Annotated in this window: 18 protein-coding genes; 6 read left to right on the top strand and 12 right to left on the bottom strand. The window is 71.7% G+C overall.

Features of this window, described 5'->3' with window-relative positions:
• Positions 1 to 12: 12 nt before the first annotated feature.
• Positions 13 to 726, bottom strand: coding sequence for an SIMPL domain-containing protein (locus tag ACZ67Q_RS11240; RefSeq protein WP_471179533.1), 714 nt, complete (start codon positions 724 to 726; stop codon positions 13 to 15).
• 162 nt (positions 727 to 888) lie between these two features.
• Between ACZ67Q_RS11240 and ACZ67Q_RS11235 the strand changes: the two genes are divergently transcribed.
• On the top strand, positions 889 to 2,688 hold the full coding sequence (locus ACZ67Q_RS11235; RefSeq protein ID WP_471179531.1) for a bifunctional metallophosphatase/5'-nucleotidase: 1,800 nt from the start codon (positions 889 to 891) through the stop codon (positions 2,686 to 2,688).
• A 66-nt stretch (positions 2,689 to 2,754) separates the two neighbouring features.
• Here the strand turns inward: ACZ67Q_RS11235 and ACZ67Q_RS11230 are convergent, their stop codons facing one another.
• The 6 genes from ACZ67Q_RS11230 to ACZ67Q_RS11205 all read right to left on the bottom strand — a co-directional run bounded on the left by ACZ67Q_RS11230 (position 2,755) and on the right by ACZ67Q_RS11205 (position 10,329).
• Positions 2,755 to 4,164, bottom strand: a complete 1,410-nt coding sequence (locus ACZ67Q_RS11230) for a lysine N(6)-hydroxylase/L-ornithine N(5)-oxygenase family protein (RefSeq protein WP_471179528.1) — start codon at positions 4,162 to 4,164, stop codon at positions 2,755 to 2,757.
• Complete coding sequence (locus ACZ67Q_RS11225; RefSeq protein WP_471179526.1) at positions 4,161 to 5,534, bottom strand: pyridoxal phosphate-dependent decarboxylase family protein; 1,374 nt, start codon at positions 5,532 to 5,534, stop codon at positions 4,161 to 4,163. Before ACZ67Q_RS11225 ends, ACZ67Q_RS11230 begins: the two co-directional genes overlap by 4 nt.
• A gap of 184 nt (positions 5,535 to 5,718) precedes the next feature.
• Positions 5,719 to 6,543: an NmrA family NAD(P)-binding protein gene (locus ACZ67Q_RS11220; protein ID WP_471179523.1), complete on the bottom strand. Its 825-nt coding sequence runs from the start codon at positions 6,541 to 6,543 to the stop codon at positions 5,719 to 5,721.
• 110 nt (positions 6,544 to 6,653) lie between these two features.
• On the bottom strand, positions 6,654 to 9,143 hold the full coding sequence (gene pepN / locus ACZ67Q_RS11215) for an aminopeptidase N (protein WP_471179520.1): 2,490 nt from the start codon (positions 9,141 to 9,143) through the stop codon (positions 6,654 to 6,656).
• A gap of 56 nt (positions 9,144 to 9,199) precedes the next feature.
• Positions 9,200 to 9,823, bottom strand: a complete 624-nt coding sequence (locus tag ACZ67Q_RS11210) for a response regulator (protein ID WP_471179517.1) — start codon at positions 9,821 to 9,823, stop codon at positions 9,200 to 9,202.
• A 137-nt stretch (positions 9,824 to 9,960) separates the two neighbouring features.
• Positions 9,961 to 10,329, bottom strand: a complete 369-nt coding sequence (locus ACZ67Q_RS11205; protein WP_471179515.1) for a chorismate mutase — start codon at positions 10,327 to 10,329, stop codon at positions 9,961 to 9,963.
• 125 nt (positions 10,330 to 10,454) lie between these two features.
• Between ACZ67Q_RS11205 and ACZ67Q_RS11200 the strand changes: the two genes are divergently transcribed.
• The gene (locus ACZ67Q_RS11200) at positions 10,455 to 11,351 is read left to right on the top strand and encodes a zinc ribbon domain-containing protein (RefSeq protein WP_471179513.1); all 897 of its coding nucleotides are present in this window, start codon (positions 10,455 to 10,457) and stop codon (positions 11,349 to 11,351) included.
• 31 nt (positions 11,352 to 11,382) lie between these two features.
• On the opposite strand, the gene ACZ67Q_RS11195 is transcribed toward ACZ67Q_RS11200, so the two are convergent.
• Positions 11,383 to 13,800: a polysaccharide lyase 8 family protein gene (locus ACZ67Q_RS11195; protein WP_471179511.1), complete on the bottom strand. Its 2,418-nt coding sequence runs from the start codon at positions 13,798 to 13,800 to the stop codon at positions 11,383 to 11,385.
• A 275-nt stretch (positions 13,801 to 14,075) separates the two neighbouring features.
• Here ACZ67Q_RS11195 and ACZ67Q_RS11190 point away from each other — a divergent pair, with 275 nt between their 5' ends.
• Positions 14,076 to 15,176, top strand: coding sequence for a LacI family DNA-binding transcriptional regulator (locus tag ACZ67Q_RS11190; RefSeq protein WP_471179508.1), 1,101 nt, complete (start codon positions 14,076 to 14,078; stop codon positions 15,174 to 15,176).
• 473 nt (positions 15,177 to 15,649) lie between these two features.
• Here ACZ67Q_RS11190 and ACZ67Q_RS11185 read toward each other — a convergent pair whose 3' ends face one another.
• Positions 15,650 to 17,107, bottom strand: a complete 1,458-nt coding sequence (locus ACZ67Q_RS11185) for an MFS transporter (protein ID WP_471179506.1) — start codon at positions 17,105 to 17,107, stop codon at positions 15,650 to 15,652.
• 111 nt (positions 17,108 to 17,218) lie between these two features.
• On the opposite strand from ACZ67Q_RS11185, the gene ACZ67Q_RS11180 reads away from it, so the two are divergent.
• The gene (locus ACZ67Q_RS11180) at positions 17,219 to 17,683 is read left to right on the top strand and encodes a MarR family winged helix-turn-helix transcriptional regulator (protein WP_471179503.1); all 465 of its coding nucleotides are present in this window, start codon (positions 17,219 to 17,221) and stop codon (positions 17,681 to 17,683) included.
• Between the two features lie 127 nt (positions 17,684 to 17,810).
• Here ACZ67Q_RS11180 and ACZ67Q_RS11175 read toward each other — a convergent pair whose 3' ends face one another.
• Entirely contained in the window at positions 17,811 to 18,536 is a 726-nt protein-coding gene (locus ACZ67Q_RS11175; protein WP_471179500.1) for a vWA domain-containing protein, read from the bottom strand.
• Between the two features lie 145 nt (positions 18,537 to 18,681).
• On the opposite strand from ACZ67Q_RS11175, the gene ACZ67Q_RS11170 reads away from it, so the two are divergent.
• Together ACZ67Q_RS11170 and ACZ67Q_RS11165 are read left to right on the top strand one after the other, a co-directional pair.
• The gene (locus ACZ67Q_RS11170) at positions 18,682 to 19,605 is read left to right on the top strand and encodes a rhomboid family intramembrane serine protease (protein WP_471179498.1); all 924 of its coding nucleotides are present in this window, start codon (positions 18,682 to 18,684) and stop codon (positions 19,603 to 19,605) included.
• A 19-nt stretch (positions 19,606 to 19,624) separates the two neighbouring features.
• Positions 19,625 to 20,536, top strand: coding sequence for a chitosanase (locus ACZ67Q_RS11165; protein WP_471179496.1), 912 nt, complete (start codon positions 19,625 to 19,627; stop codon positions 20,534 to 20,536).
• A 102-nt stretch (positions 20,537 to 20,638) separates the two neighbouring features.
• On the opposite strand, the gene ACZ67Q_RS11160 is transcribed toward ACZ67Q_RS11165, so the two are convergent.
• Both ACZ67Q_RS11160 and gltB read right to left on the bottom strand, forming a co-directional pair.
• On the bottom strand, positions 20,639 to 22,102 hold the full coding sequence (locus ACZ67Q_RS11160; protein ID WP_471179493.1) for a glutamate synthase subunit beta: 1,464 nt from the start codon (positions 22,100 to 22,102) through the stop codon (positions 20,639 to 20,641).
• A complete protein-coding gene (gltB, locus tag ACZ67Q_RS11155) occupies positions 22,095 to 26,702 on the bottom strand; it encodes a glutamate synthase large subunit (RefSeq protein WP_471179491.1) in 4,608 nt (1,535 codons plus the stop codon). Before gltB ends, ACZ67Q_RS11160 begins: the two co-directional genes overlap by 8 nt.
• Positions 26,703 to 26,986 lie beyond the last annotated feature (284 nt).

Raw genomic sequence — 26,986 nt, 5'->3', positions numbered from 1 at the left:
CGAATACGGCGGTCACAGGCTGGGCGGGACCATCGTGAAACGTGCGTTGATCTGTGCGTGGACGTGCTGGCGCTGGGGTTCCAGGTCGAGCGGCGGGGCGGCCGCTCCGGGTTCGGCGGGACCGCCGTAGGTCATGGACCGGGCGCGGCCGGGGGCCGGGGGGTAGGGCGGGGTGGGGCTTTCCGCGCCGATGTCGGCGAGCTCGACGAGGGCGGCGAGGGTGGTGCCGAGGGCTTCGGCGTATTCGCGGGCGCGCTGGACGGCGGCTTGGACGGCTTGGCGGCGTGCGGTGCGGTGGACGGGTGAGTCGGGGCGCAGGGACCACCAGGGGCCGTCGACCCGGGTGAGGTCCAAGTCGGCCAGGCGGGTGGTGAGTTCGCCCAGTGCGGTGAAGTCGGTGAGTTCGGCGGTGAGGTGGACGGCGCCGTGGTAGGTGCGGACGCGTTCGCCGCGGTTCTTGGGGGTGAGGACGGGGGTGAGGGTGAGGGCGCCGGTTTCGAGGCGTTCGACGGCGTCGCCGTAGGACTTGACGAGGTCGAGGACGTCGGCGTTGCGGCGGGTGAGGTCGGCGAGGGTGGTGCGGCGGTCTTTGCCGCGGGCGGTGACCGTGATGCCGATGCGGGCGAGTTCGGGGTCGGCTTCGAGGTGGGCTTCGCCGCGGACGGCGATTCGGGGTGCGTCGGGGGTGCCGTAGGGCAGGGCGGTGGGTTCCTGAGTGGGTGTCATGGGGTCACTGTCGCAGTTGTGGTCACCAGATCGAAACCTCCGGGGCCTGTTGCGTGCCGCTGAGTGCGGGTCAGAATCTACGCGCGTTATCTACGCGCGTCGTTGTCCCGTGCGTGTCGTTGTCCCGTCCCACGAGGGCGTTGTAGCGAGGAGAGGCAGGCCATGGCGTTGAACCGCCGGAAGTTTCTGGAGAAGTCGGCCGCGACCGGGGCGGGGGTGGCCGTGGCGAGCGCGGTGACGGCTCCCGCCGCGCAGGCGGCGCCCGCCGGCCGGAGCCGTGAGAAGCGGTATTCGCTGACCGTGATGGGGACGACGGACCTGCACGGGCACGTCTTCAACTGGGACTATTTCAAGGATGCGGAGTATGCCGACAAGGCGGGCAACGCGCAGGGTCTGGCGCGTATCTCGACGCTGGTGAACCAGATCCGGGCGGAGCGGGGCCGGGAGAACACGCTGCTGCTGGACGCGGGTGACACCATTCAGGGCACGCCGCTGACGTACTACTTCGCGAAGGTGGATCCGATCACCGCCGAGGGTGGTCCGGTGCATCCGATGGCGGCGGCGATGAACGCGATCGGGTACGACGCGGCGGCGCTGGGCAATCACGAGTTCAACTACGGCATCGAGACGCTGCGCAAGTTCGAGGAGCAGCTGGACTTCCCGCTGCTGGGGGCGAACGCGGTGGACGCGAAGACGCTGCGGCCGGCGTTCCCGCCGTATGTGATGAAGACGTTCCATGTGAAGGGCGCGCGTCCGGTCAAGGTGGCGGTGCTGGGGTTGACCAACCCGGGGATCGCGATCTGGGACAAGGCGTATGTGCAGGGGAAGCTGGCGTTCCCGGGGCTGGAGGAGCAGGCCGCGAAGTGGGTGCCGAAGCTGAGGTCGATGGGCGCGGACGTGGTGATCGTCTCGGCGCATTCGGGGACGTCGGGGACCTCGTCGTACGGTGACCAGGTGCCGTACGTGGAGAACGCGGCGGCGAACGTGGCGAAGCAGGTGCCGGGGATCGACGCGATCCTGGTCGGGCACGCGCATCTGGAGATTCCGGAGCTGAAGGTCGTCAACGAGCGGACGGGGAAGACGGTCGTGCTGTCGGAGCCGCTGTGTTACGCGGAGCGGCTGACGGTGTTCGACGTCGAGCTGGTGTTCCGCCGGGGCTGCTGGGAGGTGGAGTCGGTGGCGGCGTCGCTGCGTGACTCGAAGACCGTGGCGGACGATCCGCGGATCACGCGGTTGCTGACGGAGCAGCACGCCAAGGTGGTGGCGTATGTGAACCAGGTGGTCGGCAAGGCGACCGAGACGCTGACGACGGTGGAGGCGCGGTACAAGGACGCGCCGATCATCGATCTGATCACGCGGGTGCAGGAGGACGTGGTCAAGGCGGCGCTGGCGGGGACGCAGTATGCGTCGCTGCCGGTGGTCGCGCAGGCGTCGCCGTTCTCGCGCACGTCGGAGATCCCGGCGGGGAATGTGACGATCCGGGATCTGTCGAGCCTGTACGTCTACGACAACACGCTGGTCGCGAAGCTGATGACGGGTGCGCAGCTGCGGGCGTACCTGGAGTACTCGGCGGGGTACTACGTGCAGACGGCGCCGGGTGCTCCTGTGGATGTGGAGCAGCTGACGAACGCGGGTGGGCGTCCGGACTACAACTACGACTATGTGTCGGGTCTGGCGTACGACATCGACATCGCGCAGCCGGCCGGGTCGCGGATCAAGAATCTGACGTTCGGCGGGGTGCCGCTGGACGATGCGCAGCAGTTCGTGCTGGCGGTGAACAATTACCGGGCGAACGGCGGTGGTGCGTTCCCGTTCGTGGCGTCGGCGAAGGAGTTGTGGTCGGAGTCGACGGAGATCCGGACGCGGATCGCGGAGTGGGTGACGGCGAAGGGTGTGCTGGACCCGAAGGAGTTCGCGTCGGTGGACTGGAAGCTGACGCGGAACGGTGTGCCGGTGTTCTGACGTTCGATGGGGTGACGCGGGGGCGGGTCGGCCGGGTGCCGGCCCGCCTTTGTGTCGTGCGGCTGTTCAGCGGGGCTCGACGAGCGGGGTGAGGGTCTCGTGGGGGCGGCGGGCGGCCGGTACGTGGCCGGCCGGCGTGAGGCCGAAGGTGGTGAAGGCGGTGCGGGCGGGCAGGGGGTAGGTCTCCTTGCCGGTAATGGAGTTGAGGATGGTGGCGCTGCGCCAGGCGGCGAGGCCGAGGTCGGGGGCGCCGACGCCGTGGGTGTGGCGTTCGGCGTTCTGCACGTGGATCGAGCCGGTGACGGACGGGTCGAGGACGAGGCGGTAGTGCTCGTCGATGCGGGGGCGGTCGCTGCTGTCGCGGCGCAGGTAGGGGTCGAGGCCGGCGAGCAGTTGGTCGAGGGGGCGTTCGCGGTAGCCGGTGGCGAGGACGACGGCGTCGGTGGTGAGGCGGGTGCGGGTGCCCTGCTGGATGTGTTCGAGGTGGAGTTCGACTTTGGTGGTGGCGAGGCGGCCGGCGGTGCGGACGCGGACTCCGGGGGTGAGGACGGTGTCGGGCCAGCCGCCGTGCAGGGTGCGGCGGTAGAGCTCGTCGTGGACGGCGGCGAGGGTGTCGGCGCTGATGCCTTTGTGGAGTTGCCACTGGGCGGCGACGAGCTGGTCGCGGACGGGTTCGGTGAGGGCGTGGAAGTAGCGGGTGTAGTCGGGGGTGAAGTGTTCCAGGCCGAGCTTGGAGTACTCCATGGGTGCGAAGGCGTCGGTGCGGCCGATCCAGGTGAGGCGTTCGCGGCCGGTGGGGCGGTGGCGGAGCAGGTCGAGGAAGATCTCGGCGCCCGATTGGCCGGAGCCGACGACGGTGATGTGGCCGGCGGCGAGGAGGCTGTCGCGGTTGTCGAGGTAGTCGGCGGCGTGCAGGACGGGTACGCCGGGGGCGTCGGCGAGGGGTTTGAGCGGGTCGGGGATGTGGGGCTCGGTGCCGATGCCGAGGACGATGTTGCGGGTGTGGGTGCGGCCGAGGGCTTCGGCTTCGCCGTCGGTGTCGAGCTGGGTGTAGTCGACTTCGAAGACGTCGCGTTCGGGGTTCCAGCGCACCGCGTCGACCTGGTGGCGGAAGTGCAGTGCGGGGAGGTTGGCGGCGACCCAGCGGCAGTAGGCGTCGTATTCGGTGCGCTGGATGTGGAAGCGTTCGGCGAAGTAGAAGGGGAAGAGCCGGTCGTGGGTCTTGAGGTGGTTGAGGAAGGACCAGCGGCTGGCGGGGTCGACGAGGGTGACGAGGTCGGCGAGGAAGGGGACCTGGATGGTGGCGCCGTCGAGGAGCAGTCCGGGGTGCCAGCTGAAGCCGGGGCGCTGTTCGTAGAAGGCGGTGTCGAGTTCGGTGAGGGGCTGGGCGAGGGCGGCGAGGGAGAGGTTGCTGGGGCCGATGCCGATGCCGACGAGGTCGCGGGGGGTGCCGGGGGTGGTGGGGGGCGGGGTCATCGGGGGGTGGTTCCTTCCACGAGGGCGTCCCGGACGAGGGTGAGGAGTGCGGCCAGGTCGCTGGTGCCGGTGCGGGGGTTGAGGAGGGTGGCTTTCAGCCAGAGGCGGCCGTCGGGGCGGGCGCGGCCGAGGACGGCGCGGCCTTGGTTCAGCAGGGTGCGGCGCAGTGCGGCGACGGTGGTGTCGTCGGCGCCGGTGGGGCGGAACAGGACGGTGCTGAGGGTGGGGGTGTCGTAGAGGTCGAAGGCGGGGTGGTCCTTGACGAGGGCGGCGAGTTCCTGGGCGAGGTCGAGGACCTGGTCGACGAGGGTGGCGAGGCCGTGCCGGCCGAGGGTGGTGAAGGTGGCGGCGATCTTCAGTACGTCGGGGCGGCGGGTGGTGTGCAGGGAGCGGCCGAGGAGGTCGGGCAGGCCTGCGTCGGTGTCGTCGTCGGCGTTGAGGTAGTCGGCGCGCTGGTTCAGTGCGGTGAGGTCGTGGGGGTCGCGGACGGCGAGGACGCCGGCGGGGACCGGTTGCCAGCCGAGTTTGTGCAGGTCGAGGGTGATGGTGTGGGCGGCGTCGAGGCCGGTGAGGCGGTCGCGGTGGCGGTCGCTGAACAGGAGTGCGCCTCCGTAGGCGGCGTCGATGTGCAGGCGGGCGCCGTGGGCGGTGCAGCGGGCGGCGATGTCGGTGAGGGGGTCGATGAGGCCGGCGTCGGTGGTGCCGGCGGTGGCGGCGACGAGGTGGGGGCCGGGCACCGTGGTGAGGGCGTCGTCGAGGGCGGCGGGGTCGAGGGTGCCGCCGGGTGCGGGGACGATCACGGGGTCGGGCAGGCCGAGCAGCCAGGCGGCGCGGGTGAGGGAGTGGTGGGCGTTCGCTCCGGTGAGCAGGCGCAGGCCGGGGCCGTGCCGTTCGCGGGCGAGGAGCAGGGCGAGGTGGTTGGACTCGGTGCCGCCGCTGGTGATGAGGGCGTCGGTGGTGCCGGCCTGCCGGGCGAGGGCGTCGGTGACGAGGGTTTCCAGGGCGGAGGCGGCGGGGGCCTGGTCCCAGGAGTCGAGGGAGGGGTTGAGGGCGGACGCGGCGAGGTCGGCGGCGGTGGCGACGGCGAGGGGTGGGCAGTGCAGGTGGGCCGCGCACAGCGGGTGGGCGGGGTCGGCGGCGCCGGCGGCGAGGGCGGTGATCAGGGTGTGCAGGGCGGCCGGGTCGCCGTGGTCGGGCAGGATGTCGCCGATGGCTTCCCGCAGGCGGGCGGTGACCTGCTGGGGGCCGCCGGCGGGGAGGGGGCCGCCGCGGGCGCGGGTGCCTTCGGTGAGGGCGTCGAGGACGGTGTCGAGCAGGGGGCGCAGCGCCTCGGGACCGTCGGGTCCCGAGGCGAGGGGCGGCGTGCTCATGTCGGTCCTCCGGGGGCCGCGGGACGGGGCTTCCAGCTTGTACGCGGAAGGTTCGGGCGCGCCCGGAATATCCAACGATCGCCACCCTGTAGGGGGTACGTCCTTGCGCGGGGGGCGTGTTGGGGGTACGGGCTGGTGTCCTGCGGCTGCGGAGGTGTCGGGTGGGCCTGGTGGGGCCGGAGTGTCAGGCGCGGAAGTCGGTGGCGTGGTCGGTGGCCCACTCGGCGAAGGTGCGGGCGGGGGTGCCGGTGATCTTCTCGACGGTGGGGGTGATTTCCGGGGGTGTGCCGACGGTGTCGGCGAAGGTGCGCAGGAGCCGGTCGAGCATCTGCGGCGGCACGTGCGGGAAGAGTTCGGCGCCCGCCTCGTGGGGCGGGATCTCGACGAAGCGCAGGTCGCGGCCGACGGCCCGGCCGATGGCGGTGACCTGGTCGGCGTTGCTGATCGCTTCGGGGCCGGTGAGGCGGTGGACGGCGCCTTCGTGGCCGGTGTCGAGGAGGGCGCGTTCGGCGACGGCGGCGATGTCGTCCTCGTGGACGGGGGCGGTCAGGCCGTCGGCGTAGACGCCGCGGATGGTGGTGTCACCGGCGCGGATCTGGGGCCCGTACTGGAGGGCGTTGGCGGCGAAGGCGCCGGGCCGCAGGAAGGTGAAGTCGAGGCCGCTGTCGCGCAGTTGCTGTTCGACGCGGGCGTGCATGATGTGGATGGGGTGGGTGGGGTCGTCGGCGCCTTCCTGGATGACGCTGGAGGAGAGCAGGACGACGTGGCGTACGCCGGCCGCCTGGGCCGCGGGGAGCAGGTCGGCGCTCTGGACGTAGAGGAACAGCTTGGTCACGCCGTCGAACAGGGCGCCGGGGTCGTCTGCGGGGACGCGGACGACGTCGGCTTCTTCGGGCAGGGCGGCGCGCTGCGGGTCGCGGGTGAGCGCCCGCACGGGGGCGCCTGCGGCGAGCAGGCGGTGGACGAGGGCACGGCCGACGTTGCCGGTGGCGCCGGTCACTGCGATCACGGTGTTCTCCTGACGTTTCAGGGCTGATCGTCCTGGCCCTGTGAGCCTAGGAAGCGTGATCGGCTGCGCGCATCGTCGCCGGGGACCAGCCGTGCCCTACGCCTGTGGTCCTACTCCCCCGCCTCACCCCGTACGCGCAACGCCCGTGCGAGGTCGTCGAGTTGGTCGGCGAGCTTGCGGCGCAGGGCCGGGATGGGCTCGGCGTCGCGCAGGCACTGCTCGCCGAGGCGGAGGGTTTCGGTGTCGACGGCGTGCACGGGGAACGCCCAGCGGCCGGCGGCGTCGGCCATGGCGGGGCCGCGCCGGGCGGCGACGGCGACCGCGTCGTCGTAGTAGCGCTCGACGAAGGGCCGTACGAGGCCGGCCTGTTCGGGCTGCCAGAAGCCCTGCGCGGTGGCGATGAACAGGTAGTTGGAGAGGTCGTCGCCGCCGAACATGGCCTGCCACGCGCGAGCCTTCGCGTCCGCTTCGGGCAGGGCGGCGCGGCAGCGGGCGGCGCCTTCCTGGCCGGCGGCGGAGGGGTCGCGGTCCAGTTCGGCGGCGATGGTGGCCTCGTCGGTGGCGCCGAGGACGGCGAGCCGGGCCAGTACGCGCCAGCGCAGCTCGGGGTCGAGTTCGGGGCCGCCGGGCACGATGCCGTCGGCGAGCCAGGCGGCGATGGTGTCGGGGTGGGCGGCGGTGTCGATGTAGTGGCGTACGGCGATCAGGCGCAGGCCGGGGTGGTCGCCGTCCTCGGTGCGGCGGATGAGGTCGCGGCACAGGTGGGTGAGGGTGGCCAGGGCGGCGGGCCGCTGTCCGGGGCTGATGTAGCGGTCGGCGATCTGGCCGGAGGCGAAGGCGAGGACGCCCTGTACGACGGCGAGGTCCCGCTCGTGCGGCAGGTGGGCGCGGGCGGCCTCCAGGTAGGCGGTGGGCGCCAGTTCGCCGTCGCGGACGGCGTCGCGCAGCGCGTTCCACACGACGGCGCGGGTGAGCGGGTCGGGCAGGCCGGAGAGGGCGGTGCGCACGGTGTCGAACGAGCCGGTGTCGAAGCGGACCTTGGCGTAGGTGAGGTCGCCGTCGTTGAGGAGCAGCAGGGCGGGCTTCTTGCCGAGGGGGTGCGGCCGGGTGAGCGGGACGTCGATCTCGACGCGTTCGCGCAGGGTGAGCCCGCCGTCGTCGGTGAGGTCCTGGTCGTACACGCCGACCGCGATGCGGTGCGGGCGGCTGCCGATGTGCTCGACGGTGAGCGTGCGGTCGCCGTTGCTGCCGCTGATGTGCGGGGTGAGGGTGTCGACTCCGGTGGTGCGCAGCCAGGCGTCGGCCCAGGCGTGGACGTCGCGGTCGGTGGCGGAGGCGAGGGAGTCGATGAAGTCGGCGAGGGTGGCGTTGGCGAATTTGTGCCGGGCGAAGTGCGTGTTGATGCCGGCGAGGAAGTCCTTCTCGCCGAGCCAGGTGACGAGCTGGCGCAGCGCGGAGGCGCCCTTGGCGTAGGAGATGCCGTCGAAGTTGAGCAGCGCGGAGGCGGTGTCGGGGACGGCTTCGGGGGCGACGGGGTGGGTGGAGGGGCGCTGGTCGGCGTCGTAGCCCCAGGCTTTGCGGGTGACGCCGAACTCGACCCAGGGCTGGGTGAAGCGGGTGGCTTCGAGGGTGGTCTGGTAGCCCATGTACTCGGCGAAGGACTCGTTCAGCCAGATGTCGTCCCACCACTTGAGGGTGACGAGGTCGCCGAACCACATGTGGGCCATCTCGTGGGCGATGACCATGGCGCGGGTCTGCCGCTCGGTGTCGGTGACGGCGGAGCGGTAGACGAACTCGTCGCGGAAGGTGACCAGGCCGGGGTTCTCCATGGCACCGGCGTTGAACTCCGGGACGAACGCCTGGTCGTAGGAGTCGAAGGGGTAGGGCTCGGCGAACTTCTCGTGGTAGCGGTCGAAGCAGGCGCGGGTGATGTCGAGGATCTCCTCGGCGTCGGCGTCGAGGTGGGGGGCGAGCGAGCGGCGGCAGTGGATGCCGAAGGGCAGGCCGCGGTGTTCGGTGCGCAGGGTGTGCCAGGGGCCGGCGGCGACGGCGACGAGGTAGGTGGAGATCAGCGGGGTGGCCGCGGCCTTCCAGCGGCCGTCGCCGAGGTGTTCGGTGACGCCGTTGGCGAGGACGGTCCAGTCTTCGGGCGCGGTCACGGTCAGCTCGAAGACGGACTTGAGGTCGGGCTGGTCGAAGGCGGCGAAGACGCGCTGGACGTCCTCCATGAACAGCTGGGTGTAGACGTACGTCTCGCCGTCGCTGGGGTCGGTGAAGCGGTGCATGCCCTCGCCGGTGCGGGAGTAGCGCATGGCCGCGTCGACGCGCAGCTCGTGCTCGCCGGCGGTGAGGTTCTTCAGCGGCAGGCGGTTGCCGTCGAGGGTCTCGGGGTCGAGGGGCTGTCCGTCCAGTGTGACGCTGCGCAGCTCGGCCGGCTTCAGCTCCACGAAGGTGTCCGCGTCCGTCCGGGCGGTGAAGCGGATCAGGGTGCGGGAGTCGAAGGTCTCGTCGCCGGCCGTCAGATCGAGGTCGATCGTGTACCGCTGGACGTCGAGGAGCTGGGCACGGGTCTGCGCTTCGTCGCGCGTGAGTACGGACATGCAGGACATGCTGCCTGATGGCACGGGCATCGCACAGGGGCGGTTCGCTACGCGGCCTATGTCCCCTCGGGTGCCCGGGTGCCCTCGCGTGTGGGAACCGCCCGCGGGGGGCGTGCCGGGTCGGTGAGGGTGGCGGGGCGTGACGGGTCGGTGAGGGTGGCGGGCCTTGCCTGGTCGCGCTGGTGCGGTACGGCGGGCCGGGGCGCTGGGCGGGGCTGAGGCGCCGGTCCGGCGCTGCCGGTGCCGTCGGCCGGCCGGGCGCGCAGCCGGCGGATCTCGTCCTCCAGGGCGAGGCGGTGCTGGTGGGTGTCGTAGAGGTGGCGGACCTGGGTGCGCAGCGTCCACGGGTCGACGGGGGTGCCGATGACGCCGGCGACGCGGAGATCGAAGGCGGCGGCCGCCAGTTCGGGGTCGGGGCGGAAACCGGTGAGCAGGACGACGGGGATGTGCTGGGTCTGCTCCAGGCGGCGCATGTAGCGCACCACGTCCAAGGCGCCGGTGCCGGGTGTGCGCACCTGGAGCAGGAGCAGCCCGACGCGGCCGCGCAGCAGCTGTTTGAGCGCCGCGTCGCCGCTGGTGGCCCGGCCCAGGCGGTAGCCGAGCGGGGCCAGGGTGCTCTCCAGGGCGTACAGGGTGCCCTGGTGGTCGTCGACGATGAGGATCTCGGCATCCGACGGCATGGCCTGGCGTCCCTCCCGCGCGCTGAGGGGCCCAGCTTACGGCCGGGTGCTGACGCGCGGTGCCGGCCGGATCACCTGCCGTGTTCGCGGTGGCCGGATCGATGCGGTCGGGCCGGTGTGCCGGGGGGCGGGCCGGATCAGTGGGCGGGGCCGGCGGCGGGGGTGGGGCCGGCCGTGCCGTTCGCGGTGTCCTCGGCGATGCGCTCGTGGTGGCGGATCACCTCGGCGACGATGAAGTTCAGGAACTTCTCGGCGAACGCGGGGTCGAGTTTGGCGCTCTCGGCGAGGCCGCGCAGCCGCTCGATCTGGCGGGCCTCGCGCGCGGGGTCGGCCGGCGGCAGCTGGTGAGCGGCCTTGAGGTGGCCGACCTGCTGGGTGCACTTGAAGCGCTCGGCGAGCATGTGGACGACGGCGGCGTCGATGTTGTCGATGCTGTCGCGCAGCCGGGACAGTTCGGCGCGGACGGCCGGGTCGACGTCACCGGTTGCGGTGTTGCTGATGGTCATGGCCGTCCACCCTAGTGCGTGCCGGGTACCGCCCGACCAGCGAGGATCCGCCGAAGCCGGCCTGGCGGAGGTTCGGCCGGATCTGCGTACAGTGGAGGCGGGGTCGAGCGTCTTGGGGGTTGGGCGTGGGCAACGGCGGACCGGTCCGGCACGGCTACCCGCATCTGCAGACGGTGCGGGCCGCGGTCACCGCGCTGTACAAGCGCCTGTCGTACGACACGATCGCCACGTTCGCGACGAGTGTGGCGCCGGTGGACGTGGCGTTCTGCGACACCGACGACCTGTATCTGGGGGCGCAGCGGGTGGCGCGTGAACTGGTGCGGCACTACCGGCTCCCGGACGCGCGGATGATCGTGTCGTTCCGCGAGATGACGCATGCGGCGAACATCGAACTGACCGCCGGGCCGGAGTACTTCGTGGAGCTGAATGACCGGTTCCGTACGCATCGGTGCGACATCGGGGCGGCCCTGGCGCACGAGATCATGCATGTGTATCTGCACCGGCTGGACCTGGCGTTCCCGGGCACGCGCGAGAACGAGATCCTCACCGACACGGCGACGACGTACCTGGGCGCGGGCTGGCTGCTGCTGGACGCCTACCGGGAGGACGGGGCGTCGTCGCAGAAGCTGGGCTATCTGACGCCGGAGGAGTTCGGGTACGTGCTGGCGAAGCGGTCGCTGCTGTTCGGGGAGGACCCCTCGACGTGGTTCACCAGCGCGCGGGCGTACGAGGCGTACACCGCGGGGCTGGCGCTCGCCCGGCAGGACGAACGGCAACCGCCGCTGACGGCGGCCGGCTGGGCGGGACGCCGGCGCTACGCGCGCGACCGGCGCCATGCGCAGGAGCACGCGCGCGTGGCCGCGCCAGACGGCGTGCCGTACAGCTTCGCCCCGGACGGGCACGGGCCGTTGCGGGTGTCGTTCCCGTGCCCGACCTGCCATCAGCGGATCAGGGTGCCGGTGCGTGGGCGGGTACGCGCGCGGTGCGCGCTGTGCCGGACGGTGTGGGAGTGCGACACCTAGGCCTTGTCGTTGGGGCCGCTCCCGGCAGGGCCTAGGCCAGAGTGACCCGGGCGGTGTGCACGGCACCGAGGGTGCCGGGTGTGATGCGCAGCGTCAGGGCGTTCCCGGTCGCCAGCACCTGCACCGTGGGATCGGCCGACGTCACCGCGGACACCGGACGGTTCCAGGTGACGTCGATGGCCGCGCCGTCGCGCAGCGGCCCGGAGACGCAGACGGTGGCCGTACCGCCGCCGCGGCGGATCATGACGCTCGCCGGGGCGCTCGCGGTGAGGTCGTGGACGGTGCCGGCGAGCCAGAAGTTGACGCCGGTGAAGCCGAGCGCGGGTGCGCAGACAGCCTGCTGGTCGTTCGTGTTGGCGAGGATTCTCAGCCGACCGGCGTCGGCGGCGCGGGCGGCGGTCTGCCGGGCGCTGGCGCCGGGCAGGATGGCGTAGGCGTAGTCCGCCGCGGTCGGGTCGGTGCCGTGGTCCGTCCAGAGGGTGAGGTAGCGGCGGGTGACGGGATCGGCGGTGCCGCCGGTGTTGATGGCGGACCACGAGCCGGTACGGGCCTCGCGCAGCGTCTCCAGGGCGGCGCCGCCGGGGAAGACGTACCCGCCGAAGCCGGCGAGGTGGGCCCAGCGGGCGCGGGGGAAGGTGGTGCGCAGGCCGAGGGTGGCGGGCTGCACGGTGCCGTCGACGGTGAGGGCGTTGCTGCCGTTCGCGCCGAGGTTGCGGTTGTCGACGATCGTCTCCGCACCGGTTCCGTCCCGGCCCTGGATGCCGGCGCCGAGGCAGACGATCATGTCGTCGAGGAAGAACCACGACTTCTTGGCGACCAGCGTGGAGGACAGGCCCTTGAGGTGCTGGCCGACGGCCGCGTACGTGCCGTCGGTGGCGCCGCCGACCCAGCGCACGTCGGGGCGGGCCGCGCCCCAGGCGCCGCCCTCGCCGTCGGCGAGCGGCTTGCGGGAGACGGTGGTGCCGGGCAGCCGCATGGGGTCGACGGTGGCCCAGAAGCTGTCGCTGTACTGGCCGTTGCCGAAGGTGTCGCCCCACCAGTAGAGCATTCCCGAGCCGCTGTGCCAGCCGCGCAGGTGCTCGCCGTTGCCGTTCTCGTAGTACGTGATCCGCTTCGACGCCATCGAGACGCTCGCGGCCCAGCCGGGGCGGCGGTGCACGGCCCTGTCCATGCCGGGGAAGAGGTGGTGGCCGGCTGGTTCGGGGGCGGCGGCGGTCGTGGTGGAGTCGGCGATCGTCTTCAGCCGGGCGAGCTGGGCCACGTTCAGGGCGTCGCTGGTGAGGATCGGGCGGTAGGTGGCGCGGGTGATCCACCCCTTGATCATGGCCTCCCAGCGGGTGCGTTCGGCCGGGGACGCGCTGCGGGCGAGCAGGGCGATGCAGGCGATGATCGCGTGACCGCGCAGATGGTCGTCCTGGAGGACGGCGCGGGTGTCGCTCTTCTGCACGCCCCGGCTGACCGCGCGTCCCGAGACGTTGTCCATGGCGAGACCGTTGAAGAGGAACGGCGCGTACGCCTTCTCGACGGAGTCGAGGATGACCTGCCGGGCCGGGTCGGTGACCTCCCAGGCCGACCCTTCCAGCAGGGCGAACAGCAGGGACAGCCCGCCGAGCATCACCGCGCCGTAGGAGCCGGCGTAGGGGACGTAGGTGTGCTGGATGAAGCTGCCGTCGGCGTACAGGCCGTCGCCGGAGGTGACGTAGGGGAAGACGGGGCTGAGCGCGTCGCGGGCGAGGGCGATCTTGGCCGGGTCCTTGCCGAGGACGCCGCGCAGGGCGATCACCCGGCACAGGTCGACGCGGTTGGCGCCGGTGGAGGTGCCGGCGTACTGCGCGACCGCGCTGTCGGGCACGAAGTGGTCGACGGCCGCGGCGTAGTCGCCGATCCGGGCCGCGCCGAGGCTGTCGTAGAGGTGGGTGGCGATGTCGAGCAGGGCCTGCGGGGCTCCGATCTGCCAGCTCCACCAGTTGCCGTAGCGGGCCTGGCCGGCGTTGTACGCCTCGGCGTGCAGGTGGTCGAGGCCCGTGATGATCTCGGCGAGCAGCGCGGTGTCGCCGGTGAGGCCGGTGCCGGGCTGCGCGTAGGCCTCGGTGAGGGTCCGCAGCCGGGTGTAACTGGTGACCATGTTCCCGGAGTACGTGTACGACTCGCTGTCGGTGTCCGGGTCGGGGTCGGCGTAGGGGAGGTCGGGCCACAGGGAGCCGGGCGTGGCGTTCATCGTGGCGCGCAGTGCGGCGGCGGTGGCGCCGAGCGCGGTGAGGCGGGCGGCGTAGGGGGCGGCGGTGGGGTCGAAGCCGGTGCCGAGCGTGAGGTCGCGCCATTTCAGGCGGAGGGTGTCGTAGGGGTCGGTGGTGCCCTCGGCGGCGTGTGCGGTGCCGGGGAGGGCGAGGCCGAGGGGTGCGGTGGCGGCTGTGGCCAGGGCGGCGGTGAGCAGGGTACGGCGGGTCATGCGGGGCATGGCGTTGTACCTCCGGTGCGAGGAGGGAGCGGACGGGCAGGGGCGAGGCGACGGGCTGAGGGCGGGGCTCCGGGCTGGGGTGGGGCGGCGGGCTCTGTCCGCGGCGAGGTGAAGCGGTTTCTAACACGAACGAACACGCATCGGCAATGAATCGCACACGAGAGCTTTGTTTTGTTCATTCGCTCATAAACGTTCAGTTTCGATCGGCAGCGGGCTAGTCTGCTGGTGGGCGGAGGTGCCGTCGGTGCCGTCGTAAGGGGAATGCAGTGGCGCACGCCGGGGAACGGCATCAGGAAATTCTGCGCAGGGTGCGCGAGAACGGCTCGGTACGGGTCAGTGACGTCGCCGCCGCGCTGGGGGTCTCCCCGATCACCGTGCGGCGCGACGTCGAGGCGCTCGCCGAGCGGGGATTGCTGGTCCGGGTGCACGGGGGTGCGGTGCTGCCGGAGGCCGTGCCGGGCGGGGCAGGCGGGGGTGCAGGCGAAGGTGCCGGCGGGGGTGTCGGGTGGGGCGGGCGGGAGCCTGTCGTGGGGCTCGTCGTGCCCGCCGCCGATTACTACTACCCCGAGGTGATCAAGGGGGCGCGGGAGGCGGCCGCCGAGTGGGGGGTGCGGATCGTCCTCGGCATCTCGCAGTACGACCCGGAGCAGGAGCGGGCGCAGGTGCGGCACATGCTCTCCGAGGGGATCGACGGGTTGCTCATCACTCCGTGCGAGCGGGTCGTGGAAGGTGCGGGGTTCCTCCCTGACGACCTCGTCCCGCCCGGTGCTCCCGGGGTGCCGTATGTGCTGGTGGAGCGGCAGCCGGGGGACGATGTCACGGACGCCGAACAGGTGGTCAGCGACCATGCCTACGGTGCGCGGATCGCGGTGCGGCATCTGGCGGAGGGCGGTCGGTCACGGATCGGGCTGATGCTGCGGGACGACAGCCCGCATCGGGGGCTGGTGCGGGAGGGGTTCGTGGGTGGGCTCGCGGGGGTGGGGCTGCCGGGCGACTTCGTGATGCCGCTGCCGTCGCCGTCGCAGGGGCGGGTGGGTGAACGGGAGCGGGTGCTGGAGGAGTTCACCGAGGCGGTGGTGTCGGGGCGGATCGATGCGGCGCTCGTGCACAACGACCACGACGCGATCGTGGTGTTGCAGCGGCTGCGGGCGCGGGGGGTGCGGGTGCCGGACGACGTGGCGCTCGTGGCGTACGACGACGAGGTCGCGGGGTTGGCCGACGTGCCGCTGAGCGCGGTGGCTCCGCGGAAGCGGGCGGTGGGGGTGGCGGCGGTGGAACTGATCGCGCGACGGTTGGCCGAGCCGGGGCGGGCCCGGCATCGGGTGTCGCTGTTGCCGGAGTTGCGGGTGCGGGGGTCCAGCAGGTGAGGGGGTGCGGGGTGCCTGCGACGCCGGGTGCGTTGTCGCTCTGCGGGTGTGTTGTCGCTCTGCGGGCCGGTGGGGGCTGGTCGCGCCGTTCCCCGCGCCCCTTTTGTGCCTGCGGCGGCCCGTTTCCAGCCGGTAGCCGGTAGCTGTCGCGCCTGCGGTGCGTTGCGGGGCGGGGCCGGGGCGAGGGGTGTCCGTCCTCGGTCCGGCCGCCCGTTCCCGACGACCGCACCCTGTGCCGGTGCCGGCCGCTGCGGGCGGACACTCCCCACCCCGGCCCCTCCCCGCCGTACGCGGGTGCCGCAACGTCGTGGCGGGCGCCATGCCGCCGTAGCTGCGGGCAGTCGTGCACCTAGTGCGTGGGGGGGGCCGGTGAGCGTCCCGGTCCCGGCCGGCCGCAGGACCGGGCACCGGGAAACGCCGGGCGAGTACCCGCCCCGGTCATCGCCGCGCCGGGTGCGTAGCCCGCCGTCGGGTCATGCCTCGCCTCTCACCGCATGGCGCGGCAGCGCGATCGTGAGGGTTGCGCAGGCGAGGAACGTTGCCGTGACCCACGGCATCGCCGTCGTGAGGGCGTCGGTCAGGCCGTGGGCGGTGTGGCCGAAGAACACCGTGCCGATCGCCGCCGCTCCCAGCGCGCCCCCGAACTGCTGGGCCGTGGAGAAGATGCCGGACGCGCCGCCCGCGAGGTCGGCCGGTACGGCGGACAGGACCACGTTGACCAGGGGCACGACGAGGAAGCCGAGGCCGGCGCCGGCCACCAGCAGGCCCGGGGTCAGTGGCCACGCACCCGTGTGCGCGCCGGAGGCGTCCGTGACGGCCACCCAGACCCAGCCGAAGCCGCCGGCCATCATCAGCGCGCCGGCGCCCAGCACCACCCGGCCGTACTTGACGGCGAGGGAGTCCGCGACGGGCGCGGTCAGGAAGCCGCCGGCCGAGAAGGCCACCGTCACCAGCCCGGCCTGCATCGGCGTGTACCGCTCGCCCGCCTGCAGCCAGACCGCGAAGACCAGGAAGAAACCCTGCATGCCGACGGAGAACAGGAGTTGGACGAGGACGCCGAAGGAGAACGCGGGGAGGCGGAAGGCGCGGGACGGGAGGAGGGGTGTGGTACGGGCCGTGCGGCGACGCCCCTCGACGAGCGCCAGCGCCACGACCGCGCACACACCTGCGGCCAGGCACAGCCAGCCCCACACGGGCCAGCCGTTCTCGCGGCCCTGGACCAGTGGCAGCACGATCGCCACCAGGCCGGCCGCGAGCAGCGCGCTGCCGAAGACGTCGGGGCGTCCGGCCGAGCGCTCCTTCGTGGCCGGCACCAGCAGCAGACCGCCGACGAACGTCGTCACCGCGATCGGCACGTTGACGAGGAACACCGAGCGCCAGCCCCAGCCGAACAGGTCTGCGTCGGTCAGCAGGCCGCCCAGCAGCAGGCCCACCGCGGAGGCGAAGCCGGACACCGCGCCGTACATCCCGAAGGCTGCGCCGCGCTCCTTGCCGGTGAACAGGGTGCGGAACGAGCCGATCACCTGGGGTACGAGGACGGCCGCCATGACCCCCTGCACTGCGCGTGCGGCGATCAGCTGGCCCGGTGACTGGGCGATGCCGCAGGCCAGGCTCGCCAGGCCGAAGCCCGCGGTGCCGGTGAGGAAGAGGCCGCGGCGGCCGTAGCGGTCGCCGAGGTGGCCGGAGACGATCAGCGTGGCGCCGAAGCCCAGCAGATAGGCCGAGACCAGCCACTGGAGATCGCCGGCCGATGCGTGCAGGTCGCGGGCGATGGACGGGACGGCGACGTTGACGATCGTGACGTCGAGGAGGTCCATCAGGGCGGCGGTCATCATCACGGCGGCGGCCGCCCAGCGGCGGGGGTGCGGTGCCGTGGTGGCGGGGAGTGGGGGCGGTGTGGTGAGGGGCGCTTGCGGTGCGAACTTCGACATGGCTGCTCCCAGGGCATTTATTTCGTTCGGACTAACGAAAGAGTTGCAGGATGTGGGTGATGATCGCAAGTCATTCGTTCGGACGAACTAAATTTTTAGTAGGGTGGGTGCATGTCGGACGAGAAGCGCGCGGAGACTCTGGGACGGCTCATGGCCGTGGGCCGTGAGCACAGTGGCGTCACGGTGATGTTCCACTCGGCGATCGCCGCCAAGCAGGGGCTGAGCGCGACCGAGGAGAAGACACTCGACCTGCTGGAGCGGCACGGCCCGCTCACCGCCAAGGACCTCGCGCGGCTGACCGGGCTGGCGCCCGCCTCCGTGACCGGGCTGGTGGACCGCCTGGAGTCCAAGGGGTTCGCCCGGCGCGTCAAGCACCCCACGGACAAGCGCAGGGTGCTGGTGGAGCTGGACGCGGACCGGGTCGGTGAGCTGGCCGTTTTCTTCGAGGACTGGGCCCGGGACATCGTCGACGCGTGCGAGGAGTTCAGCACCGAGGAACTGGACACCGTCGTGCGGTTCCTGACGGTGATGGCGAAGCGGCAGCGCGCGGCGGCGGCCCGCCTCACCGGTTCCTGACCGAGTACGGCGATGCCCTTCAGGACCATCGAGAGGTACTGGCGGGCGATCTCCTGAGGGGTGTACCGGCCCCCGGGCACGGGACCATCGTGGCCGGGTGGGTCCTGGCCGGCAGGCGGTGGCAGGTTCAGGCCGGGCGCACGATGCCCTGGGCGCGGGCGGCCGCGAGCCACTGCGGGAACTCCCCCACCAGCCGGTCGTACAGCTCGGCGTCGGTGACCGTGCGCGGGTCCGTGCCGGCGTGGAAGAAACCGGCGTTGTCGACCGTCCGCTTGTCCGGTACGGCGAGGTCGTCCAGCTTGCGCAGGAAGTCGAACTGATTGCTGTACGGGTCGCCGAAGCCGACGAACTGCCAGAACAGCGGCAGCCGCGCGGCCTTGCACAGGTAGCGTTCCGCGGCGAGCTTGTTGATCGGGCCGCCGTCGGTCTGGAAGACGACCAGGGCGGGGTCGTTCGCGCCGCTGTCGAGGTAGTGGTCGATGACGGCGTCCATCGCGAGGTGGTAGCTCGTCCTGCCCATGTGGCCGAGCCCGGCCACGATCCGGTCGATGCGGCCCTGGTGGTCGGCGAGCGCTATGTCGGTGACGGCGTCGACGTCGGTGGAGAAGAAGACGACCGGCACGCTGCCGTCGTCGTCGAGGTGCGCGGACAGGCCCAGCACCCGGTCGGCGAGCGCCTGCACACTGCCGTCCCGGTAGTACGGCTTCATCGAGCCCGAGTAGTCGACGACGAGGTAGACCGCCGCCCGCAGGCCGTCCAGGCCGTGCTTGCCGAGGGAGATCCCGGCGCTCTTGTAGAGGCTGACGAGCGCCGGTGCGGTCTCCTCCACCTTGGTCAGACTGATCGCGGCCACGCGTCTCCCCCTCGGCTCCGTGGTTCCGGCTGTCGAGGCTACGTCACACACGCCCCTGGCAACCCGTCACCCACAGGCGTTCGCTATTTTGTTCGCCGCCGTCCCCACCGGCTCACCGTCCGTCCCATCTCTGCGAGGAGCCGGCGTGGAACCCGAGTCCGCCGTCACCACCTGCTACCGCCATCCCAAGGTGGAGTCCTACGTCCGCTGCACCCGCTGCGAGAGGTTCATCTGCCCGGACTGCATGCGCGAGGCGGCGGTCGGCCACCAGTGCGTGGAGTGCGTGAAGGAAGGGGCGCGCTCGGTGCGGCAGGCCCGTACCGTCGTGGGCGGCCGGGTCTCGGCGACGCCGGTGCTCACGTGCGTGCTGATCGGTCTGAACGTGCTCGCCTATCTGGGCGAGCTGGTCCGCCCGGGGATCGTCGAGCGGTTCTCGATGCTCGGCGCACGGCTGGTCGGCCCGGACGGCGGCTACTACGTCTACGACAGCGGCTTCCCGGCGGACTACCACGCCCAGGGTGTGGTGGCCGGCGAGTGGGAGCGACTGCTGACCGGCTCCTTCCTGCATCTGCCGCCGACGGAGGGCGCGTTCGGGATCGCGCACATCGTGATGAACATGATCGCGCTGTGGCAGATCGGCCGCGTCGCGGAGGCCCTGCTCGGCCGGGTCCGCTACCTGGCGCTGTACATCCTGTCCGCGCTCGGCGGTTCGGTGCTGGAGCTGCTCATCGCCGACCCGGCGACCGAGTCGGTGGGCGCCTCGGGCGCCATCTTCGGGCTGGGCGCGGCGTACTACGTCCTCGCCCGGCGCATGGGCGGCGACCGCGGGCAGGTCAACCGCTTCATGGGGGCGCTGCTGCTGTGGATGCTGATCTCCGCCGGTCTGACGTCCTGGCAGGGCCACCTCGGCGGGCTGCTGACCGGCGGCGCGGTGAGCCTGGCCTACGCCTACGCGCCCCGCAACCGCTACCGCGCCCTGGTGCAGGCGGGCGCCTGTGTGGCGGTGCTGGCGCTGCTCGCGCTGTGCGCGTGGGGCAGGGTCGCCGAGCTGACCTCGGTCACGGCGTGAGGGCGGCGGGAGCGACATCGTGAAGCGCACCGGTTGTCTGCTGTTCGCCGCCTTCCCCGTCGTCGCGGCGGCGGCGTTCTTCTTCCTCACCCCGTCGGACGGCGGCGGGTCCGCCCCCGGCGGCACGTCCGCCACGCAGGAGTCCCGCAAGGACGCCAAGGTGAGGGCGGAACAGGGCCCCGGGCAGCGGTCACAGGACGCGGAGGTGCTGGCCGACGCCCCGCCGGGGCTGGCCGCGCCCGCGAAGAAGGAACTCGCGCAGCAGATCGTGGCCAGCGCCGAGAACTCCACGCTCGACTGGCGGACCTCCTACGGCTCCATCGAGGACATCGGCGACGGCTGCGGCTACACGGCCGGTGTCATCGGTTTCTGCACCGGCACCCATGACCTGCTCACTCTGGTGGAGCGCTACACGAAGGACCACCCGGGCAACGGTCTGGCCCGCTATCTCCCGGCGCTGCGGGCGGTGGACGGCACCGGCTCCCACGAGGGGCTCGACCCGGGCTTCCCGGCCGCATGGAGGGCGGAGGCGAAGCTTCCGGCGTTCCGGCAGGCGCAGGAGCGCGAGCGCGACGAGGTGTACTTCGACCCGGCGGTGCGCCTGGCCAAGCTGGACGGCCTGGGCACGCTGGGCCAGTTCGTCTACTACGACGCGATGGTGCTCCACGGTCCGGGCATCGACGCCGACGGCTTCTACGTGCTGCGCGAGCGCGCGATGCGGCAGGCGAAGACTCCGGCGCAGGGGGGCGCCGAGAAGACGTACCTCTCCGCCTTCCTGGACGTGCGCCGCGCCGCGATGAGAGAGCGCCGGACCACTCAGGACACCTCCCGCATCGACACGGCCCAGCGCCGCTGGCTGAACACCGGCAACCTGTCTCTGGACACCCCGCTGAGCTGGGAGATGTACGGGGAGTCGTACCGGGTGCCGTAGAGCCGCGCGGTAAAGGCGACGGCGCCTGCCCAGGGTCCGGTCGGGGACAGGGCAGGCGCCGTCTGTGTTCCGCACGCCGTTGTACGGGACGTTTCTGGGCTGTCAGACCGCCAGGGCGCGGTCCGTCGGGCGGATCGGGGCCGGCAGGTCGCTGGCTCCGGTCAGGAAGCGGTCGACGCCGCGGGCGGCCGAGCGGCCTTCCGCGATCGCCCACACGATCAGGGACTGGCCACGGCCGGCGTCACCGGCGACGAAGACACCGGGGACGTTCGTCTGGAAGTCGGCGTCGCGGGCGATGTTACCGCGTTCGTCGAGGTCCAGGCCGAACTGCTCCACCAGGCCGTTGTCCCGGTCGGTGCCGGTGAAGCCCATCGCGAGGGTGACCAGCTGGGCCGGGATCTTGCGCTCGGTGCCCGGCTTGGAGGTCAACTTGCCGTCGACGAACTCGACTTCGCTCAGGTGCAGCCACTGCACGTTGCCGTCCTCGTCGCCCTCGAAGTGGGTGGTGGAGACGGAGTAGACCCGCTCACCGCCCTCCTCGTGCGCGGAGGTGACCTTGTAGAGCATCGGGAAGGTCGGCCACGGCTGGTTCGTCGGGTGCCGCTCCTCGCTCGGGCGGGGCATGATCTCCAGCTGCGTGACCGAGGCCGCGCCCTGGCGGTGGGCGGTGCCCACGCAGTCGGCGCCCGTGTCGCCGCCGCCGATGACGACGACGTGCTTGCCCTCGGCGGAGATCGGGGGCGCCACGAAGTCGCCCTCCTGGACCTTGTTCGCCAGCGGCAGGTACTCCATGGCCTGGTAGATGCCCTTGAGCTCACGGCCCGGCACCGGCAGGTCGCGGGCGGTGGTGGCGCCCACGGCCAGCACGACCGCGTCGTACCGCTTCTTCAGGTCCGTGGCCTTCAGGTCGCGGCCGATCTCGATGCCGGTGCGGAAGCGGGTGCCCTCCGCGCGCATCTGCTCGATACGGCGGTTGATGTGCCGCTTCTCCATCTTGAACTCGGGGATGCCGTACCGGAGGAGACCTCCGACGCGGTCCGCGCGCTCGTAGACGGCGACGGTGTGGCCGGCCCGGGTGAGCTGCTGGGCGGCGGCCAGGCCCGCGGGGCCCGAGCCGACGACGGCCACGGTCTTGCCGGACAGGCGCTCGGGGATCTGCGGGGCGACGTCCCCGGTCTCCCACGCCTTGTCGATGATCGAGACCTCGACGTTCTTGATGGTGACCGGCGGCTGGTTGATGCCGAGCACGCACGCCGACTCACAGGGCGCCGGGCAGAGGCGACCGGTGAACTCCGGGAAGTTGTTGGTCGCGTGCAGGCGCTCGGAGGCGGCGCCCCAGTCCTCGCGGTAGGCGTAGTCGTTCCACTCGGGGATGAGGTTCCCGAGCGGACAGCCGTTGTGGCAGAACGGGATGCCGCAGTCCATGCAGCGGCTGGCCTGCTTGGAGATGATCGGCAGCAGGGAGCCGGGAACGTAGACCTCGTTCCAGTCCTTGACGCGCTCGGGCACCGGACGGGACTTGGCGACCTCGCGGCCGTGGTTCAGAAAGCCCTTCGGGTCAGCCATTGATCGCCGCCTCCATCATCTTCTCGGTGATCTCGGTCTCCGACAGACCGGCTCGCTCGGCGGCGTCCTTGGCGGCGAGCACTGCCTTGTACGTGCTGGGGATGATCTTGCTGAAGCGCTCGACGGCGGTGTCCCACTCGGCCAGGAGCTTCGCGGCCACGGTGGAGCCGGTCTCCTCCTGGTGGCGGCGCACGACGTCGTGCAGCCACTGCTTGTCCGTCTCGTCCAGTGCCTCGATCGCGTCGACGTTGCCGACGTTGACGTTGTCGCGGTCCAGGTCGATGACGTACGCGATGCCGCCGGACATACCGGCCGCGAAGTTGCGGCCCGTCTCGCCGAGGACGACCGCGTGACCGCCCGTCATGTACTCGCAGCCGTGGTCGCCCACGCCCTCGGAGACGACCAGCGCGCCGGAGTTGCGCACGCAGAAGCGCTCGCCGGTCTTGCCGCGCAGGAACATCTCGCCGCCGGTCGCGCCGTAGCCGATGGTGTTGCCGGCGATGACGCTGTACTCGGCGAGGTGGTCGGCGCCCCGGTCCGGGCGGACGACGATCCGGCCGCCGGACAGGCCCTTGCCGACGTAGTCGTTGGCGTCGCCCTCCAGGCGCAGCGTGACACCGCGCGGGACGAAGGCGCCGAAGGACTGGCCGGCGGAACCGGTGAAGGTGATGTCGATGGTGTCGTCGGGCAGGCCCGCACCGCCGAACTTCTTGGTCACCTCGTGGCCGAGCATGGTGCCGACCGTGCGGTTGATGTTGCGGATGGCGACCTGGGCGCGGACCGGCTGTGCGTCCGTCGCGCTCCCGGCGGCCAGCGCGTCGGCGGCCAGCTTGATCAGCTCGTTGTCGAGGGCCTTCTCCAGACCGTGGTCCTGGGCGACGACCTGGTGGCGGACCGCGCCCTCGGGCAGCTCGGGCACGTGGAAGAGCGGGTTGAGGTCCAGGCCCTGGGCCTTCCAGTGGTCCACCGCGCGCTCGACGTCCAGCACCTCGGCGTGGCCGACGGCCTCCTCGATGGAGCGGAAGCCCAGCTCGGCCAGCAGCTCGCGGACCTCCTGCGCGATGAACCGGAAGAAGTTCACCACGTGCTCGGCCTTGCCGGCGAAGCGGTCGCGCAGCACCGGGTTCTGGGTGGCGATGCCGACCGGGCAGGTGTCCAGGTGGCACACACGCATCATCACGCAGCCGGAGACGACGAGCGGAGCGGTCGCGAAACCGAACTCCTCGGCGCCCAGCAGCGCGGCGATGACCACGTCACGGCCGGTCTTGAGCTGGCCGTCGGTCTGCACGACGATGCGGTCGCGCAGGCCGTTGAGCAGCAGGGTCTGCTGGGTCTCGGCGAGGCCCAGCTCCCAGGGACCACCGGCGTGCTTGAGCGAGGTCAGCGGGGACGCGCCCGTGCCGCCGTCGTGGCCGGAGATGAGCACGACGTCCGCGTGCGCCTTGGACACACCGGCCGCGACCGTGCCGACGCCGACCTCGGAGACCAGCTTGACGTGAATCCGCGCCTGCGGGTTCGCGTTCTTCAGGTCGTGGATCAGCTGGGCGAGGTCCTCGATGGAGTAGATGTCGTGGTGCGGCGGCGGGGAGATCAGGCCGACACCCGGCGTCGAGTGACGGGTCTTGGCCACCCACGGGTAGACCTTGTGGCCGGGCAGCTGGCCGCCCTCGCCGGGCTTGGCGCCCTGGGCCATCTTGATCTGGATGTCGTCCGCGTTGACCAGGTACTCCGAGGTGACGCCGAAGCGGCCGGAGGCCACCTGCTTGATCGCCGAGCGGCGCGCCGGGTCGTACAGGCGCTCCGGGTCCTCGCCGCCCTCACCGGTGTTGGACTTGCCGCCCAGCTGGTTCATGGCGATGGCGAGGGTCTCGTGCGCCTCCTGCGAGATGGAGCCGTACGACATGGCGCCCGTGGAGAAGCGCTTGACGATCTCCGAGACGGGCTCGACCTCGTCGATCGGGATGGGGCCGCGGCCGGACTTGAAGCCGAACAGGCCGCGCAGCGTCATCAGACGCTCGGACTGCTCGTTCACGCGGTCCGTGTACTTCTTGAAGATGTCGTAGCGGCCGGTGCGCGTCGAGTGCTGGAGACGGAAGACCGTCTCCGGGTCGAACAGGTGCGGTTCGCCCTCGCGGCGCCACTGGTACTCGCCGCCGATCTCCAGCGCGCGGTGCGCCGGGGCGATGCCGGAGGCCGGGTAGGCCTTGGCGTGGCGGGCGGCGACCTCCTTGGCGATGACGTCGATGCCGACGCCGCCGATCTTGGTGGTGGTGCCGTTGAAGTACTTCTCGACGAAGGCCTCGTCCAGGCCGACGGCCTCGAAGACCTGGGCGCCGCGGTAGGAGGCGACGGTGGAGATGCCCATCTTGGACATGACCTTCAGCACGCCCTTGCCGAGGGCGTAGATCAGGTTCTTGATGGCCTTCTCGGGCTCGAGACCGTTCAGGAAGGTACCGGCGCGCAGCAGGTCCTCCACCGACTCCATCGCCAGGTAGGGGTTGACGGCGGCGGCGCCGTAGCCGATGAGCAGCGCGACGTGGTGGACCTCGCGGACGTCGCCGGCCTCGACCAGCAGGCCCACCTGGGTGCGCTGCTTGGTGCGGATGAGATGGTGGTGGACGGCCGAGGTGAGCAGCAGCGACGGGATGGGCGCGTGCTCGGCGTCGGAGTGCCGGTCGGAGAGGACGATGAGGCGGGCGCCGTTCTCTATGGCGGCGTCGGCCTCGGCGCAGATCTCCTCGATGCGGGCGGCCAGCGCCTCGCCGCCGCCGTGCACCCGGTACAGGCCGGACAGGGTCGCGGCCTTGAAGCCGGGCATGTCGCCGTCGGCGTTGATGTGGATGAGCTTGGCCAGCTCGTCGTTGTCGATCACCGGGAAGGGCAGGGTGACCGAGCGGCACGACGCGGCCGTCGGCTCCAGCAGGTTGCCCTCGGGGCCCAGCGACGAACGCAGGGAGGTGACCAGTTCCTCGCGGATCGCGTCCAGCGGCGGGTTGGTGACCTGCGCGAACAGCTGGGTGAAGTAGTCGAAGAGCAGGCGCGGGCGCTCGGACAGGGCCGCGATCGGGCTGTCGGTGCCCATGGAGCCGATCGGCTCGGCGCCGGCGCGGGCCATCGGCGCGAGGATGACGCGCAGCTCCTCCTCGGTGTAACCGAAGGTCTGCTGGCGGCGGGTGACGGAGGCGTGGGTGTGGACGATGTGCTCGCGCTCGGGCAGGTCGCCCAGCTCGATCTCGCCGGTCTCCAGCCACTCGGCGTACGGCTTCTCCGCGGCGAGCTGCGCCTTGATCTCGTCGTCCTCGACGATGCGGTGCTCGGCGGTGTCGACGAGGAACATCCTGCCGGGCTGCAGGCGGCCCTTGCGGACGACCTTGGCCGGGTCGATGTCGAGGACGCCGACCTCGGAGCCGAGGACGACGAGGCCGTCGTCGGTGACCCAGTAGCGGCCGGGGCGCAGACCGTTGCGGTCGAGCACGGCGCCGACCTGGGTGCCGTCGGTGAAGGTGACGCAGGCGGGGCCGTCCCAGGGCTCCATCATCGTGGAGTGGAACTGGTAGAAGGCGCGCCGGGCCGGGTCCATGGAGTCGTGGTTCTCCCACGCCTCCGGGATCATCATCAGCACCGAGTGCGGCAGCGAACGGCCGCCCAGGTGCAGCAGCTCCAGCACCTCGTCGAAGGACGCCGAGTCGGAGGCGTCGGGCGTACAGACCGGGAAGATCCGCTCGAGGGTCTTCTCCGAGGAGCCGAACAGGTCCGAGACCAGCTGCGACTCGCGGGCGCGCATCCAGTTGCGGTTGCCCTTGACGGTGTTGATCTCACCGTTGTGGGCGACGAAGCGGTAGGGGTGCGCGAGCGGCCACGACGGGAAGGTGTTCGTGGAGAAGCGGGAGTGGACGAGCGCGATCGCGGACGCGAAGCGGCGGTCGGACAGGTCCGGGAAGAACGGCTCGAGCTGGCCGGTGGTCAGCATGCCCTTGTAGACGATGGTCCGCGCGGACAGCGACGGGAAGTAGACGCCCGCCTCGCGCTCGGCGCGCTTGCGCAGCACGAACGCCTTGCGGTCCAGGGCGATCCCCGTGGCGGGCACTTCGGCACCGTCGGTGACGAAGAGCTGGCGGAAGAGAGGCATCGTGGAGCGGGCGGTGGCGCCCAGCAGCTCCGGGGCGACCGGGACCTCGCGCCAGCCGAGGACGGTCAGGCCCTCGTCGGCGGCGATCGTCTCGATCTGCGAGACGGCGTCGGCGGCGCCGTCCTCCGGGAGGAAGGCGATACCGGCGGCGTAGGCGCCGGCCTCCGGCAGCTCGAATCCGGCCACCTCGCGGAAGAACGCGTCCGGGACCTGGGAGAGGATGCCCGCGCCGTCGCCCGAGTCGGGCTCGGAGCCGGTGGCACCGCGGTGCTCCAGGTTGCGCAGGACCGTCAGGGCCTGCTCGACCAGCGTGTGGGACGCCTCGCCGGTGAGGGTGGCGACGAAGCCGACGCCGCAGGCGTCGCGCTCGTTGCGGGGGTCGTACATACCCTGCGCAGCAGGGCGAGCATCCATGAACGACCAGTTCTGGCCGTTCGTGGAGTGCTGGGACGGCTGGCGCGGCGTACGCATCGGCTCTCCCGTCGTCGTCAAGTGGCATGTGGCAGGTGCCGAGGGACGACGTTGGCCCTCTGCGTGATCTCAAAATTTCGTGCAGGTTACATGATGGAGCGGTTTCCGGGAACCGGATACTTCGTTCCAGCATGCGGACGCCGCGAGGTGCGCGGGTGGGGGGTGAACGACCCCGCGGCGGAGAGTGTGGGGGCGGCCGACGCGGACAGATCGATGTCCGTCGGACCGGGGCCGGGGCGGGCGTCGTCGCTCGCCCCGAGGGGGTGCCGCAGGCCTCGTTGCCC

It is taken from the genome of Streptomyces sp. NPDC036813 (assembly GCF_055609245.1).
The sequence above is the reverse complement of the archived record's forward strand: the minus strand, read 5'-3'. Positions and strand labels throughout refer to the sequence as shown.

Excerpts from the sequence above, each read along its gene's own strand:
- ACZ67Q_RS11240 (WP_471179533.1), bottom strand. The coding sequence starts at position 726 with ATGACACCCACTCAGGAACCCACCGCCCTGCCCTACGGCACCCCCGAC.
- ACZ67Q_RS11235 (WP_471179531.1), top strand. The coding sequence starts at position 889 with ATGGCGTTGAACCGCCGGAAGTTTCTGGAGAAGTCGGCCGCGACCGGG.
- ACZ67Q_RS11230 (WP_471179528.1), bottom strand. The coding sequence starts at position 4,164 with ATGACCCCGCCCCCCACCACCCCCGGCACCCCCCGCGACCTCGTCGGC.
- ACZ67Q_RS11225 (WP_471179526.1), bottom strand. The coding sequence starts at position 5,534 with ATGAGCACGCCGCCCCTCGCCTCGGGACCCGACGGTCCCGAGGCGCTG.
- pepN (WP_471179520.1), bottom strand. The coding sequence starts at position 9,143 with ATGTCCGTACTCACGCGCGACGAAGCGCAGACCCGTGCCCAGCTCCTC.
- ACZ67Q_RS11210 (WP_471179517.1), bottom strand. The coding sequence starts at position 9,823 with ATGCCGTCGGATGCCGAGATCCTCATCGTCGACGACCACCAGGGCACC.
- ACZ67Q_RS11205 (WP_471179515.1), bottom strand. The coding sequence starts at position 10,329 with ATGACCATCAGCAACACCGCAACCGGTGACGTCGACCCGGCCGTCCGC.
- ACZ67Q_RS11195 (WP_471179511.1), bottom strand. The coding sequence starts at position 13,800 with ATGACCCGCCGTACCCTGCTCACCGCCGCCCTGGCCACAGCCGCCACC.
- ACZ67Q_RS11185 (WP_471179506.1), bottom strand. The coding sequence starts at position 17,107 with ATGTCGAAGTTCGCACCGCAAGCGCCCCTCACCACACCGCCCCCACTC.
- ACZ67Q_RS11180 (WP_471179503.1), top strand. The coding sequence starts at position 17,219 with ATGTCGGACGAGAAGCGCGCGGAGACTCTGGGACGGCTCATGGCCGTG.
- ACZ67Q_RS11160 (WP_471179493.1), bottom strand. The coding sequence starts at position 22,102 with ATGGCTGACCCGAAGGGCTTTCTGAACCACGGCCGCGAGGTCGCCAAG.
- gltB (WP_471179491.1), bottom strand. The coding sequence starts at position 26,702 with ATGCGTACGCCGCGCCAGCCGTCCCAGCACTCCACGAACGGCCAGAAC.